The organism is Pseudomonas sp. FYR_5, from assembly GCF_043106315.1.
Taxonomy (GTDB): Bacteria; Pseudomonadota; Gammaproteobacteria; order Pseudomonadales; family Pseudomonadaceae; genus Aquipseudomonas; species Aquipseudomonas putida_Y.
In genome coordinates this window covers 1-14,047 of sequence record NZ_JBICMK010000077.1, presented here as the reverse complement: position 1 = coordinate 14,047, position 14,047 = coordinate 1, and the positions used below count along the sequence as shown (strand labels likewise).

Here is a 14,047-nt window from a genome sequence, read left to right as displayed (position 1 = left end):
TTTACCCGCGAAGGGGCCAGCACAGGCACTCCAAATTGTAGGAGCGGGTTTACCCGCGAAGAGTCCAGCACAGGCACTCCAAAACGGTCAGTCCTTCCACACCTGCGGGTTCACCAGGTCCCGCGGCCGCTCGCCCAGCAGCGCCGCACGCAGGTTGTCGATCGCCCGGTTGGCCATGGCCTCGCGGGTTTCGGCTGTGGCCGAGCCAATGTGCGGCAAGGTCAGCGCATTGGGCAGCTTGAACAGCGGCGAATCGCTCAGCGGTTCTTTCTCGTACACGTCCAGGCCTGCGCCCCGAATGGTGCCGGCCTGCAGCGCCTCGATCAACGCCGCTTCATCCACCACCGGCCCACGGGCAATGTTGATCAGGAACGCACTCGGCTTCATCAGCTTCAGCTCGCGGCTGCTGATCAGCTTGCGGGTGGCATCGGACAATGGCACCACGATCACCACGAAGTCGGCCTCGGCCAGCAACTGGTCCAGGCTGCGGAACTGCGCGCCCAGTTCCTGCTCCAGCGCGGTCTTGCGGCTGTTGCCGCTGTACAGGATCGGCATGTTGAAGCCGAAGCGGCCACGGCGCGCCACTGCTGCACCAATGTTGCCCATGCCGACGATACCCAGGGTCTTGCCATGCACATCGCTGCCGAAGTGGGCCGGGCCCACGGTGGCCTGCCAGTTGCCGGCTTTGGTCCAGGCATCCAGTTCGGCGGTGCGGCGGGCGCAGCCCATGATCAGTGAGAAGCCCAGGTCGGCGGTGCTTTCGGTCAGCACGTCAGGGGTGTTGGTCAATGCGATGCCGCGCTCGTTGAAGTAGTCGAGGTCGTAGTTGTCATAGCCGACCGACACGCTGGACACCACCTCCAGCCTGGCCGCACCCTCAAGCTGGACGCGGCCGAGCTTGCGGCCAACGCCGATCAGGCCATGGGCTTCTGGCAGGGCTTCGTTGAACTGGGCGCTGATGTCGCCGAGCTTGGGGTTGGGCAGGATCACGTTGAAGTCTTGCTGCAGGCGTTCGGCCATGGCCGGGGTGATTCGGCTGAAGGCCAGGACGGTCTTTTTCATCGGGCAACTTCTCTGCAAGGCGGGGTGGGGCTGTGCTGGCCTTTTCGCGGGCAAGCCCGCTCCTACAGAGGCGCGGTGCCTTGTAGGAACGGGCTTGCCCGCGAAGGGGCCGGAACAGGCGAAATCAATGGTTAGCAACCTACCATTGTCCGCCCCCGCAATGCAGCAGCTTTTTAGTTGGCGATCAGCACCTGATGGGTTTTCAGGTCTGCCTCATGCGCGGCAAGAATCTCTGGCAGCGAGTTGCGCAGGTACTCGACCCAGGTCTTGATCTTGGCATCCAGATACTGCCGCGATGGATAGATGGCATACAGGTTCAGCTCCTGCAGGCGATACTCGGGCAGCACCCGTACCAGGCTACCGTCCCGCAGGCCCTCGATAGCCGAATAGATCGGCAACACGCCGACGCCCATGCCGCTGCGGATCGCAGTCTTCATGGCATCGGCGGTATTCACCATGAACGGCGAACTGGTGATGTTGACCATCTCTTGGCCTTCCGGGCCATCGAACAGCCATTTCTCCAGCGGTATGACCGGGCTGACCATGCGCAGGCAGGCGTGCCTGAGCAGGTCGGCAGGCTTGTGCGCTACACCATGCTTGGCGATGTAGGCGGGCGAGGCACAGACGATGCTGTAGGTGATGCCCAGGCGCTGTGAAACGAACCCCGAGTCGGGCAGTTCGGTGGCCAGCACGATGGAGACGTCATAACCCTCGTCGAGCAGGTCGGGCACGCGGTTGGCCATGGTCAAATCGAAGGTCACGTCCGGGTGCGTTTCGCGGTAGCGGGCGATGGCATCGACCACGAAGTGCTGGCCGACCCCGGTCATCGAATGCACCTTCAACTGCCCGGCCGGGCGCGCATGGGCGTCGCTGGCTTCGGCCTCGGCTTCTTCGACGTAGGTAAGAATCTGTTCGCAACGCATCAGGTAGCGCTTGCCGGCTTCGGTCAGCGCAATGCGGCGGGTGGTTCGGTTGAGCAGCCTTGTTTGCAGATGGGCTTCCAGGTTGGAGACCGCCCGCGACACGTTCGCGGTGGTCGTATCCAGTTGCGCCGCCGCGGCAGTAAAGCTGCCTAATTGGGCTACGCAACTGAAAGCACGCATGTTTTGCAGGGTGTCCATGGGTCACTCTCGAGGTAGAGGACAAAATTGTGTCACGAAGTAACCTAGAAAAGAGAAAAAGTTGCCTTCGACCAAAGGCGGATTATCGCTGTTTTGGTAACAAAGATTCGCAGGAATCTGCGCTTATCGCCAGTGCTGCCGCCCCCTAGAATTGCTCGGCCTCTTCACTTCTTCCTCGGGAAATCGCAGCTGTGCCGCGTCGCATCATCAGAACGCTCAAGGCGTTCAGTGCCTGTGCCCTTGCCCTCGCCTTGAGTGGTTGTATCGGAACCTGGGGCATCGCCCCGCAAAGCAAGACGCTGCAAGCCAATACCTTGACCACCGACGCGGCCATTCGCGAAGCCGCGACCGACGCTCACTGGCCCCACCAGCAGTGGTGGCGCGCCTATGGCGACCCGCAGCTGGACCGCTGGGTTGCCCTGGCCGTGGCCGGTAGCCCGAGCCTGGCCATGGCCGCAGCGCGAGTGCGCGAAGCCAAGGCCATGGCCGGTGTGGTCGAGTCGGCGGAAAAGCTCCAGGCCAACGGCCAGGCTACGCTCAAGCGCCACAACTGGCCGGAAGACCAGTTCTATGGCCCTGGCGCGCTGTCCGGTGCCAACACCTGGGACAACAACGCTGCCATCGGCTTTAGCTACGCCCTCGACTTGTGGGGCCGTGAACGCAATGCCAGCGAGCAGGCCGTGGACCAGGCGCACATGAGCGTGGCCGAAGCCCGCCAGGCGCAGCTGGAGTTGCAGAACAATGTGGTGCGTGCCTACATCCAGCTGAGCCTGCATTTTGCCCAGCGCGATATCGTCAAGGCTGAACTGGAACAGCAGGAGCAGATCCTGGCCCTGGCCAAGCGTCGCCTGGATGCTGGTATCGGCACCCATTTCGAAGTCAGCCAGGCCGAAGCGCCGCTGCCGGAAACCCACCGCCAGCTCGACAGCCTCGACGAAGAAATTGCCCTGACCCGCAACCAACTGGCGGCGCTGGCCGGCAAGGGCCCGGGGGACGGCGCGCAGTTGCAGCGCCCGGCCCTGGTCTTGGCCGCGCCATTGAAACTGCCCTCGAACCTGCCCGCCGAACTGGTCGGCCAGCGCCCTGACGTGGTCGCCAGCCGCTGGCAAGTGGCCGCGCAGGCGCGCGGCATCGACGTTGCCCACGCCGGCTTCTTCCCCAACGTCGATCTGGTCGGCAGCCTGGGCTTCATGGCCACCGGCGGTGGGCCGCTGGAATTCCTGACCGGGCGCAAGTTCAACTACAACGTCGGCCCGGCCATCAGCCTGCCGATCTTCGATGGTGGCCGCCTGCGCTCGCAGTTGGGGGCGGCCTCTGCCGGCTACGACGTAGCCGTGGCGCGCTACAACCAGACGGTGGTCGGTGCACTGAAGAACATCTCCGATCAGTTGATCCGCCGCGAGTCGATGAAAGAGCAGTCGCACTTCGCGGCAGAGTCGGTCGCCGCTGCGCAGAAAACCTACGACATCGCCATGGTCGCGTTCCAGCGCGGCCTCACCGACTACCTGAACGTGCTCAACGCGCAGACCTTGCTGTTCCGCCAGCAGCAGGTGCAGCAGCAGGTGCAAGCCGCCCGCCTGATTGCCCATGCCGAGCTGGTCACCGCCCTGGGTGGTGGCCTGCAGGCCGGTCAGGATGCGCCGAAAGAGGAACGCCAGGCTGCACCGAAAACCCCGGCCACCCTGGCCATTTTCGACAAGAAGCCGGATAACGCCGAATGAGCACTTCCAGTTTGCCCGTGCGCTGGCTGCAAAGCCTGGAATGGCGTCGGGGCTTCTTTGCCTGGGCGCGCACCGACGGCGTGACCTGGGTGTACATCTTCAAGGTGCTGGCCGCTGCGTTCATCACCTTGTGGCTGGCCATGCGCCTTGAGCTGCCGCAACCGCGTACAGCGATGATCACTGTTTTCATCGTCATGCAGCCGCAAAGCGGGCATGTGTTCGCGAAAAGCTTCTACCGGGTGCTCGGTACTTTGGCGGGGTCGGCGATGATGGTGGCGCTGATCGCCATCTTTCCGCAGAACACCGAGCTGTTTCTGCCCAGCCTGGCCCTGTGGGTGGGCCTGTGCTCGGCCGGTGCCATGCGCTACCGCACCTTCCGCGCCTATGGTTTCGTGCTGGCCGGCTACACCGCAGCGATGATCGGCCTGCCGGTGCTGCAACACCCCGACCAGGCGTTCATGGCAGCGGTATGGCGGGCGCTGGAAATTGCCCTGGGTATTCTGGTGTCGACCTTCGTCAGTGCCGCGATCCTGCCGCAGTCGGCCAGTGCCGCGATGCGCAACGCCCTTTACCAGCGCTTTGGCGTGTTTGCCGGGGTGGTGGTCGAGGCCCTGCATGGCGATAGCCAAAAGGACCGCTTCGAGAGCAGCAACGTGCGCTTCGTGGCAGAGGCAGTGGGCCTTGAGAGCCTGCGCAACGTCACCGCTTTCGAAGACCCGCACATGCGCCGTCGCAGTGGTCGGCTGGTGCGCATGAACAGCGAGTTCATGGCCGTCACCACGCGTTTCAATGCCTTGCACCGCTTGCTGGAGCGCCTGCGCGCCCGTGGCCCGCTGCAGATCGTCAGTGCCATCGAACCTGGCCTGAACACCCTGATGGAGTTGCTGCAGCCCTATGTGGGCCGGGCGTTGACTGACGCCGATGCGCTGCGCCTGACCCTGGAGCTGGCCGCCTACAAGGAAGGCCTGCAGGCCCAGGTGCGAGGGCTGCGGGCTGAGTACCTGGCAACGGACCCCAGCGAGTCCGACCTGCTCGATTTTCATACCGCGTTCGAGCTGCTGTACCGCTTCGTCGACGAAATGTTGAGCTACGCCGAAACCCATGCCTCACTGGCCGCGCACAAGCACGAGCGCGAGCAGTGGGACGAGCCCTACGTGGCGCAGACCAGCTGGCTGGTATCGCTGGCGGCGGGTGTGCGGGCCTCGGCAGTGCTGTTGCTGCTGGGCAGTTACTGGCTGCTCAGCGATTGGCCCAGCGGCGCCATGATGACCCTGATCGCCACGGTCACCGTATGCCTTTCGGCGGCGTCACCCAACCCCAAGCGCATGTCGTTCCAGATGGCGTGCGGCACGGCCATCGGCGCTTTTGTCGGCTTCTTCGAAACCTTCTTCGTGTTCCCCTGGATCGACGGTTTTCCGCTGCTGTGCATGGTGCTGGCGCCTGTGTTCATGCTGGGCGCGTTTCTTTCGTCGCGCCCTGCCTACGCCGGTTATGGCATCGGGCTGCTGGTGTTCTTCGCGATTGGCTCGGTGCCGAACAACCTCACCGTTTATGACCCGTACACCTTCATCAACGACTACATCGGTATGGTGATCGGCATGTTCGTCTGTGCCGCCGCCGGGGCGATCATCCTGCCGCCCAACAGCCGCTGGCTGTGGAGCCGCCTTGAGCAGGCGTTGCGCGAGCAGGTGCTGTTCGCCATCAGCGGCCGCCTGCGCGGCCTGGGCTCGGCCTTCGAAAGCCGCACCCGCGACCTGCTGCACCAGGCCTATGGCCTGGCGGCCGGCAAGCCGCAGGTGCAGAGCCAACTGATGGGCTGGATGTTCACCGTGCTGGAGATCGGCCACGCCGTCATTGAGCTGCGTAAGGAGCAAGCCCGCGCGCCGGTGCACCCGGCCTATGCCGAGTCGCAGCCGTGGCGCCAGGCAATCCGTGTCATGGGCCGCGCTCTGGCCCGGCTGTTCCTGCAGCCTAGCGCCAGCAACCATGAACGCGCACTGGTGGCAGTGGACCACGCCATCGCCCGCGTGCAGGCCACCGACGAGCCGTTCGCCCGGCACTTCGATACCTCTGTGCTGCGCCGCGTGCAAAGCTACCTGCACTTCATCCGTTCTTCCCTGCTGGACCCACAGTCGCCACTGGCACCGGCGAAAGGACTGCACCATGCCTCGTGAAATCGCCTTCCATGGTGTGTACATGCCCACCATGACCTTGATGTTCCTGTTTGCCCTGGGCCTGGCCTGGGGCCTGGACCGGTTCATTGCCAGCCATGATGGCTACCGCTTCTTCTGGCACCCGGCGCTGCTGCGCCTGAGCCTGTTCGTCTGCTTGTTCGGCGCCATGGCGCTGACTGTCTACTGGTGAGAATCCTTCGATGAAAAAGTTCTTCAGCCTGATCGCCACCCTGCTGGTGCTGGTCGCTGCCGTGGCCATCGGTCGCCAGTTGTGGCTGCACTACATGACCACGCCCTGGACCCGTGATGGCCGTGTGCGGGCCGACATCATCAACGTCGCTGCCGACGTGCCCGGCTACGTGGTGGCTGTACCGGTCAAGGACAACCAGCGGGTGAAGAAGGGCGACCTGCTGATCCAGATCGACCCCGAGCACTACCAACTGGCGGTCGACCAGGCAAAGGCGCTGGTCGCTTCGCGCAAGGCCACCTGGGAAATGCGCAAGGTCAATGCCAGGCGCCGTGCCGACATGGACAACCTGGTGATCTCCAAGGAGAACCGTGAAGACGCCAGCAACATCGCCAACTCCGCCCAGGCTGACTACCAGCAGGCCCTGGCCGAACTGGCTGCGGCTGAGCTGAACCTAAAGCGCACCCACATCGTGGCCACGGTGGACGGCTACGTGACCAACCTGAATATCCACAAGGGCGACTATGCGCGCACGGGTGAGGCGGTGATGGCGGTGGTCGACGAAAATTCGTTCTGGGTCTACGGGTTCTTCGAGGAAACCAAGCTGCCCCACGTGAAGGTGGGTGACCAGGCCGAGTTGCAGATGATGAGCGGCGAGCGCATCAAAGGGCATGTGGAGAGCATCGCCCGCGGTATCTACGACCGCGACAACCCGCAAAGCCGCGAGCTGATCGCCGACGTGAACCCCACCTTCAACTGGGTGCGCCTGGCGCAGCGGGTGCCGGTACGTATTCACATCGATGAAGTGCCGGAAGGGTTTTTGCTGGCGGCGGGGACGACGTGTACGGTGGTAGTCAAGCCTGGCGAAGGTTGACCTTCGCGACCATCCCGGCCTCCCGCATCATCTGTGGGAGCCCTGCTGATGCATGCGTATTAGCCAGTCGGCTCAATCTGCGGCAGCCTCTTGCAGCAACTGGTCCCAATCGTCCGGTGGGTGGCCGCTATGCAACATCTTTTGAAAGACCTTGTAAGCATCGTCGCTACTTTCATAGGCCCGCTTGCTCGACTCGTCATTGACCCAGGCCAGCACGATGATCCTGCTGGGGGTGTGGTAGCGGAAGAACAACCGGTACTGCTGGAAGAACTTTGCTCTGAACCAGTGCTTGTGGTCACCGCCAAGTGTTGCCCCTTGCCGGTATTCGGGTTTGGTCGGGTCTTGAGGGATTACATCGAACGCCAACCGCCGGATGGCGGCCAGCCTTTTAAAGGTATTTCTTTTCGTATAACCCGTTGGGTCTTTGTCCCGTTGAGCCTCGACTTGAGCGCTTAGCGCGTCCAGTTTGGCCAGGAACAGCGGGTGGGCAATTACAGTCCATCCATGAATAACCAGAGGCTTCCTGCTCGCATCACTCATTCATCGTCCGCCGACAGAGGTTGATCCAGGTCGACCTCCGCGTCGCCGACAAGCTTGTCGAGGCGCGCGATGAGGCCAGCATCGACAACCTGCAGCCGTTGAGGGTTGGTAGCGATATCGTGTGCCAGGAAATCCAGAAATTTGCCCAGTACCGGATCGTCCTCGGTTGCCTCTGCGCGGGTGAGTATCACCCCACCGTCGGGGCGAATCGAGTAATGGATCTTGTCACGTTTTTTCAAGCCCAAGGCGCGCCGCACCGTTTCGGGAACAGTGGTTTGATAGCGATCGGTCAGCGTGGACTCGACGTCGAAGGTGGCAGCCATGAGTAATGTCCTGTGGGTGACAGCGATACGGCTCAAGGTAATGCGATTGCATTGCCGTGTCAATGCAGGTGCATTACCACGGTGATGAGCGGTCAGGCAGAGCCGACCAACACTGGCATGTCTACCCGGTCAATCACCTTCGCGCTGACTGACGGGTCCAGCAACCGCCCCAACCGCGACAGGTGGCGGTGGCCCATGATGATCAGTTCGCAGTTCAATTCCTGCGCTTTGGCCACAATCGCTTCAACCGGCTGGCCGGCCGCCATGCAGCCCAGGCTGGTGAAGCCGGCTTGCTGCAGCTCGCGCACGGCCTCGGCTACGGCGTGGTCGGCATGCTGCTGTTCCTCGCAGGCGGCGGGGTATTCTTCCAGTTCCTCGGCGGTGTAGGGCGCAGGTTGCTCATGCACGGCGAAGGTGGAGTCGATGGCCAGCAGCACGTGCAGTTCGTGTTCGCCGGGGCGGCAGTAGCGGCAGGCGAGGGTGAGCAGGGTGCTGGAGGCGGGGGAGGCGTCGATGGCGATCAGGACGGGGCTGGGCATTGGAATCCTTGGCAGAGGCTGGCTTGTGTGTCTGCAGGATCGGCCCTTTCGCGGGCATGCCCGCTCCCACAGGTGTGTCGCACAACATTCGGGAATTGTGGGGGGGCCTGTGGGAGCGGGCGCGCCCGCGAAAAGGCCAGACCTGCCAATGCTTCATTTAAGGCCGAATACGCCCAGTGAATAAATGCCCCACCACGCAAGAGCGCATTGCGTCTGATGCAATCCACCAACCTGCTACCATCGCGTTTCCCGCAGCTGTAACGGAAAACGGCCATGCAACTCCCGGACATGAACCTGCTCGTCGCCCTCGATGCCTTGCTCGACGAGGGCAGCGTGGTGGGCGCAGCGCAGCGCATGAACCTGAGCCCGGCGGCCATGAGCCGGACATTGGGGCGTATCCGCGATGCCTTGGGTGACCCGATCCTGGTGCGCGCCGGCCGTGGCCTGGTGCCTACGCCCCGTGCGTTGGCCCTGCGCGAGCAGGTGCATGGCCTGGTGGAGCAGGCCGGGCAGGTGTTCCGCAGCCGTGACGATGTCGACCTGGTCAACCTGGACCGTGCCTTCAACATCCGCACCAATGATTTGTTCATTGCCCTTTACGGCGCCCAGCTGCTGCGCATGATGCTGGCCCAGGCGCCGCGTACGGTGTTGCGGTTTGTCCCGGAGGGCAGTGGTGACGATGATGCAGTGCTGCGCAACGGGCATATCGACCTGATCATCAGCTCGGCCATTGAACTGGGCCCGGAAATCAAGGTGCAGAGCCTGTTCAATACTTACTTTGTAGGCCTGGCGCGTGTGGGCCACCCTATCTTCGATGCCCCGATCACCCCTGAGCGTTTTGCCGCCTACCCGCAGATCAGCGTGTCTCGACGCGGCCGTGCCAACGGGCCGATCGATGTGGCGTTGGCCAACCACAAGGTGGAGCGGCGCGTGGCCCTGATCACCACCAGCTTCCACTCGGCGATGTTCTCGCTGCCGGATTCGGACCTGATCCTGCCGATACCCGCCAATATCCTCAACAGTGTGCAGCGGTTGAAGTTGCCATTGCGCTCGTTCGAGATCCCGGTGCCGTTGGAGAAGGTCAATGTGATGCAGGCGTGGCACCCGCGCTTCGACAACGACCCCGCGCACCGTTGGTTGCGCCAGACGTTGAAAGCGTGTGGCCGCATCGATCCGTGATTCAGGCATGGATTGCGTCTGACGCAATATAAAACTACCGACAAGTCAGTTTTCGTCAGCATTCGACCTTCTTAAACTTGCCCCAGCCCTGAAATTGTTGCTGGAGATGTATTCTCATGACTTCCCTGACGGCGCCCTCTGCGGCGCTGGCCGCCGCCCCCGCGCCGGCCGCGCCTGCGCAGACGGCGTTTGGCCTGCAGGTGGTGGTCGGACTGTTCGGCGTGTTGCTGGCTGTGCTGTGCGCCGGCCTCAACGAGTCGGTAACCAAGATTTCCCTGGCCGATATCCGCGGCGCCATGGGCATCGGTGCCGACGAAGGGGCCTGGTTGCTGGCGGTATACAGCGCCGCTTCGGTCTCAGCCATGGCCTTTGCGCCGTGGCTGGCCACGACCTTCTCGCTGCGGCGCTTCACCATGAGCGCAATTGGTCTGTTCGCCGTGCTTGGCCTGCTGCAACCGTTCGCCCCCAATCTGCACAGTTTGATGTTGCTGCGCGTACTGCAGGGCTTTGCCGCTGGCGCCTTGCCGCCGATGCTGATGAGCGTGGCCCTGCGCTTTCTGCCGCCAGGTATCAAGGTCTATGGCCTGGCCTGCTACGCCCTGACCGCCACCTTTGGCCCCAACCTCGGCACGCCGCTGGCGGGGCTGTGGACCGAATACGTCGGTTGGCAATGGGCGTTCTGGCAGATCATCCTGCCCTCGCTGCTGGCCATTTTCTGCGTAGGCTGGGGGCTGCCGCAGGACCCGCTGCGCCTGGAGCGTTTCAAACAGTTCGACTGGCGAGGCGTACTGCTGGGGCTGCCTGCAATCAGTTGCACCGTACTTGGCCTGTCGCTGGGCGACCGCTGGGGTTGGTTCGACTCGCCGCTGATCTGCTGGCTGCTGGGCGGTGGCCTGCTGTTGCTGGTGTTGTTCATGTACAACGAGTGGTCCGAGCCGTTGCCGTTCTTCCAGTTGCGCTTGTTGCAGCGGCGCAACCTGAGTTTCGCCCTGGTGACCCTGGCCGGTGTACTGGTCGTGCTCTCGGGTGTGGGCAGCATCCCGTCGGCCTACCTTGCGCAGATCCAGGGCTATCGCCCGGCGCAGACCAGCCCGTTGATGATGCTGGTGGCCATGCCGCAACTGATCGCCCTGCCGCTGACAGCGGCACTGTGCAACATCCGCGCAGTGGACTGCCGCTGGGTGCTGGGCATTGGCCTGGCGATGCTGGCGGCGTCCTGTGTTGGCAGCAGCCTGCTGACCAGCGAGTGGATCCGTGGCGACTTCTACCCGTTCTACCTGCTGCAGGTGTTCGGCCAGCCGATGGCCGTGCTGCCGCTGCTGATGCTGTCCACCAATGGCATGACCCCGCAGGAGGGCCCGTTCGCCTCCAGCTGGTTCAACACCGTCAAGGGCCTGGCCGCCGTGATCGCCGGTGGCCTGCTGGAGGTTCTTGGCACCCTGCGCCGGCATTTTCATTCCAATCACCTGGTAGACAGCCTGGGCAACGCCCCGTTGATCGACGGTAACGCTGCTGGCTTGGCCAAGCGTATTCACGACCAGGCGCAGGTATTGACCTCGGCCGACCTCTATCTGGTGCTGGCCTGTATCGCCGTGGCCCTGATCTGCCTGATTCCTTTCGTGCCTACCCGGGTCTATCCGCCGCGTGCGGTGGCTTGAACCCTGGATGATTTCGAGAACCATTGAAATGACCAACAACCGCAAAACCCTTCTCATCGGCTCGGTGCTGGCCGTGGCCGTCCTGGCCGGCATTGTCGGCCCTTGGATCTTAGGCAGCGACCACCGCCAGAGTACCAATGACGCCTATGTGACCGCTGACTACACCGTGGTCGCGCCCAAAGTCGCCGGCTTCATCAAGCAAGTGCTGGTGGAAGACAATCAGCAGGTCACGGCTGGCCAGTTGCTGGCGACCATCGATGCGCGTGACTACCAGGCCGCGCTGGATGCTGCGCAGGCGCAGTTGCTGGTAGCCCAGGCACAGAGCGCCGATGCCCGCGCCACGCTTGAACGCCAGGATGCGCTGATTGCCCAGGCCGAAGCGGCTGTGAAGGCGGCCCAGGCTGAGGTGGCGTTCGCCGACCATGAAGTCAACCGCTACAGCCGCCTTGCCGAGCAGGGCGCAGGTACCGTGCAGAACGCCCAGCAGGCGCGCAGCGCGGTCGATCAAGCCCGTGCTCGCCTGGCCAACGCTCAAGCGGCGCGGGTGGCGGCGCGCAAGCAGGTGGACATCCTCACGGCTCAAGTGGCCAGCGCCGATGGCCAGCTCAAGCGCGCCGAAGCAGGCCTGGAAAAGGCCCGGCTCGATCTGTCTTACACCCGCATCACAGCGCCGGTGGACGGGATGGTCGGCGAACGCGCCCTGCGCGTGGGGGCCTACGTCAACCCGGGTGCCCGCCTGCTGTCGGTGGTGCCGTTGCAGCAGGCTTATGTGGTCGGCAACTTCCAGGAAACCCAGCTGACCCACGTACAACCGGGCCAGCCGGTGCGCATCAGCGTCGACACCTTCTCCGGCGAAACCCTGCAAGGCCATGTGCAAAGCATTGCCCCGGCTACCGGCGTAACCTTCGCCGCGGTCAAGCCAGACAACGCCACCGGCAACTTCACCAAGGTGGTGCAACGCATTCCGGTAAAGATCGTTCTCGATGATGGCCAGCCACTGCTCACCCGCCTGCGTGTGGGCATGTCGGTAGAAGCCACCATCGACACCCGTGGCGACAAGCTGGACGGCAAAGAGGTAAGTGCGCGATGAAAACGGGATTGCGCTTGAGCCCGTTGCTGCTGGCCGTGCTGCTGGCCGGCTGCACCCAGGGCCCGGACTTCATGCGTCCAGATAGCCAGGCCCCGCAGCAGTGGGCGCCGCTGCAAGGCGAGGCGGCAGCCAGCCAGCCGCAGGCCGAACCGCTGGAACTGCGCTGGTGGGAAACCTTCCACGATGCAAAGCTTAGTGCCTTGATCCAACGCGTTGCCGAGCGCAACCTCGACTTGCAGATGGCCAGCGCGCGGCTGCTGCAAAGCCGTGCCCTGCGCAGCACCTTGGCTGCCGATGAAGTACCGTCGGTGGACGTGAACGCCGGTTACAGCCGCGCGCGCAACAGCGCCGATGGCTTGAGCGATCCGTCCGGCAAGGCCGGGAAAGAAGCCTTCAACCTCTGGCAGGGTGACCTGGTGGCCGGTTGGGAATTGGACCTGTGGGGCCGTGTGCGGCGTCAGGTCGAGGCTGCCGATGCCACGGTCGAAGTGGCCGAGAATGACCGCCGCAGCGTGCTGCTGGCGCTGCTTTCGGAAACCGCCGGCAATTACATCCAGCTGCGTGCCGTGCAGCACACCCTCGATGTGACGCAGGATAACCTCAGGGTCGCCCGGCACAGCCTGAAGCTGTCCCAGGACCGCCAGGCCGAAGGTGTTGCCACGCGCCTGGATGTGGCCCAGGCCAGCGCCCAGGTCGCGTCTATCGAGTCGCGCCTGCCGAGCCTGGAAGCGCGGCGTGATGACTTGATCAATGCCCTCAGCCTGCTCGCTGCCGAGCGGCCGCGCAGCCTCCAGGCCGAATTGCTGCAAGGCGGCGAGTTGCCCGTGCCGCAGCAGAAATTTGCCATCGGCTTGCCGTCCGAACTGGCCGAGCGCCGCCCGGACATCCGCCAGGCCGAGGCCCGCCTGCATGCCGCCACCGCCAGCATTGGCGTGGCCAAGGCGGATTTCTACCCGAGCATCCGCCTGTCGGGCAGTGTCGGCTTCCAGGCCATGCAGCTGTCGGATTTCGGTGGCTGGGATTCGCGCCGGTTTGCCTTCGGTCCGCAGTTGTCGCTGCCAATCTTCGAAGGTGGCCGGCTCAAGGGCACCCTGCAACTGCGCGAGGCGCAACAGCAGGAAGCCGCGCTGAACTATCGCAAGGTGGTGCTGGGGGCCTGGCATGAAATTGACGATGTGCTACGCCTGTACAACGCCAGTCAGTTGCGCCGTGATCACCTTGCCGAGGCCGTGCGGCAAAACCGTATCGCCCTGGAAACCGCCCAGCGCCAGTATGTGGAAGGGGCGGTGGACTTTCTCAATGTACTGACGGTGCAAGGCGCGCTGCTGGCCAGCGAGGAGCAATGGATCGACAGCTCGGCGGCGGTGTCGCAGGCGCTGGTGGGGCTGTACAAGGCGCTGGGTGGAGGCTGGCAGGCGTTTGACGAGCAGCTGCCGAATGCTCACAGCTAGGGAGGAAGCACAGAGTTTGAAGGGGGGCACTGCGGTCCATGGCCTGATTCTTTGCAGGCTGCACCGGCCTCTTCGCGGGTGAACCCGCTCCTACACGGCGGCCTGTGTCCAACCACCGATGTGTGTCC

Annotated in this window: 13 protein-coding genes; 8 read left to right on the top strand and 5 right to left on the bottom strand. The window is 63.7% G+C overall.

Translation table 11 applies throughout. The features are described 5' to 3' along the window. Nucleotides 1-87: 87 nt before the first annotated feature. Together ACF8RA_RS13010 and ACF8RA_RS13005 are read right to left on the bottom strand one after the other, a co-directional pair. A complete protein-coding gene (locus ACF8RA_RS13010) occupies nucleotides 88-1,062 on the bottom strand; it encodes a 2-hydroxyacid dehydrogenase (protein ID WP_392519227.1) in 975 nt (324 codons plus the stop codon). 173 nt (nucleotides 1,063-1,235) lie between these two features. Beyond that, the gene (locus tag ACF8RA_RS13005; RefSeq protein WP_392513827.1) at nucleotides 1,236-2,183 is read right to left on the bottom strand and encodes a LysR family transcriptional regulator; all 948 of its coding nucleotides are present in this window, start codon (nucleotides 2,181-2,183) and stop codon (nucleotides 1,236-1,238) included. A 191-nt stretch (nucleotides 2,184-2,374) separates the two neighbouring features. Between ACF8RA_RS13005 and ACF8RA_RS13000 the strand changes: the two genes are divergently transcribed. From ACF8RA_RS13000 to ACF8RA_RS12985, 4 genes are read left to right on the top strand one after another with little or no spacing between them, the layout of a single operon-like run. Then, nucleotides 2,375-3,904 carry an efflux transporter outer membrane subunit gene (locus ACF8RA_RS13000; protein WP_392519226.1) on the top strand — a complete coding sequence of 510 codons (1,530 nt, stop codon included), beginning with the start codon at nucleotides 2,375-2,377 and terminating at the stop codon, nucleotides 3,902-3,904. Beyond that, nucleotides 3,901-6,078 carry an FUSC family protein gene (locus tag ACF8RA_RS12995; protein WP_339534870.1) on the top strand — a complete coding sequence of 726 codons (2,178 nt, stop codon included), beginning with the start codon at nucleotides 3,901-3,903 and terminating at the stop codon, nucleotides 6,076-6,078. Before ACF8RA_RS13000 ends, ACF8RA_RS12995 begins: the two co-directional genes overlap by 4 nt. After that, complete coding sequence (locus tag ACF8RA_RS12990; protein WP_009685040.1) at nucleotides 6,068-6,268, top strand: DUF1656 domain-containing protein; 201 nt, start codon at nucleotides 6,068-6,070, stop codon at nucleotides 6,266-6,268. Before ACF8RA_RS12995 ends, ACF8RA_RS12990 begins: the two co-directional genes overlap by 11 nt. A gap of 10 nt (nucleotides 6,269-6,278) precedes the next feature. Further along, nucleotides 6,279-7,139 (top strand): HlyD family secretion protein, encoded by an 861-nt coding sequence (locus ACF8RA_RS12985; RefSeq protein ID WP_176682573.1) that lies wholly within the window; start codon nucleotides 6,279-6,281, stop codon nucleotides 7,137-7,139. 72 nt (nucleotides 7,140-7,211) lie between these two features. Here the strand turns inward: ACF8RA_RS12985 and ACF8RA_RS12980 are convergent, their stop codons facing one another. The 3 genes from ACF8RA_RS12980 to ACF8RA_RS12970 all read right to left on the bottom strand — a co-directional run bounded on the left by ACF8RA_RS12980 (nucleotide 7,212) and on the right by ACF8RA_RS12970 (nucleotide 8,541). Beyond that, entirely contained in the window at nucleotides 7,212-7,679 is a 468-nt protein-coding gene (locus ACF8RA_RS12980; RefSeq protein ID WP_176682574.1) for a type II toxin-antitoxin system YhaV family toxin, read from the bottom strand. Then, nucleotides 7,676-8,002: a type II toxin-antitoxin system PrlF family antitoxin gene (locus ACF8RA_RS12975; protein ID WP_014859917.1), complete on the bottom strand. Its 327-nt coding sequence runs from the start codon at nucleotides 8,000-8,002 to the stop codon at nucleotides 7,676-7,678. Before ACF8RA_RS12975 ends, ACF8RA_RS12980 begins: the two co-directional genes overlap by 4 nt. 92 nt (nucleotides 8,003-8,094) lie before the next feature. After that, entirely contained in the window at nucleotides 8,095-8,541 is a 447-nt protein-coding gene (locus ACF8RA_RS12970) for a universal stress protein (RefSeq protein WP_392519225.1), read from the bottom strand. 273 nt (nucleotides 8,542-8,814) lie between these two features. Between ACF8RA_RS12970 and ACF8RA_RS12965 the strand changes: the two genes are divergently transcribed. The 4 genes from ACF8RA_RS12965 (at nucleotide 8,815) to ACF8RA_RS12950 (ending at nucleotide 13,919) form a co-directional block, all read left to right on the top strand. Further along, nucleotides 8,815-9,720, top strand: a complete 906-nt coding sequence (locus ACF8RA_RS12965) for a LysR family transcriptional regulator (protein ID WP_016497993.1) — start codon at nucleotides 8,815-8,817, stop codon at nucleotides 9,718-9,720. Nucleotides 9,721-9,836: 116 nt separating this feature from the next. Then, nucleotides 9,837-11,378, top strand: coding sequence for an MFS transporter (locus ACF8RA_RS12960; protein ID WP_392519224.1), 1,542 nt, complete (start codon nucleotides 9,837-9,839; stop codon nucleotides 11,376-11,378). A gap of 28 nt (nucleotides 11,379-11,406) precedes the next feature. Beyond that, a complete protein-coding gene (locus tag ACF8RA_RS12955) occupies nucleotides 11,407-12,468 on the top strand; it encodes an HlyD family secretion protein (protein ID WP_392488119.1) in 1,062 nt (353 codons plus the stop codon). Continuing rightward, nucleotides 12,465-13,919 (top strand): efflux transporter outer membrane subunit, encoded by a 1,455-nt coding sequence (locus tag ACF8RA_RS12950; protein ID WP_392461656.1) that lies wholly within the window; start codon nucleotides 12,465-12,467, stop codon nucleotides 13,917-13,919. Before ACF8RA_RS12955 ends, ACF8RA_RS12950 begins: the two co-directional genes overlap by 4 nt. The last annotated feature ends 128 nt before the right edge of the window (nucleotides 13,920-14,047 follow it).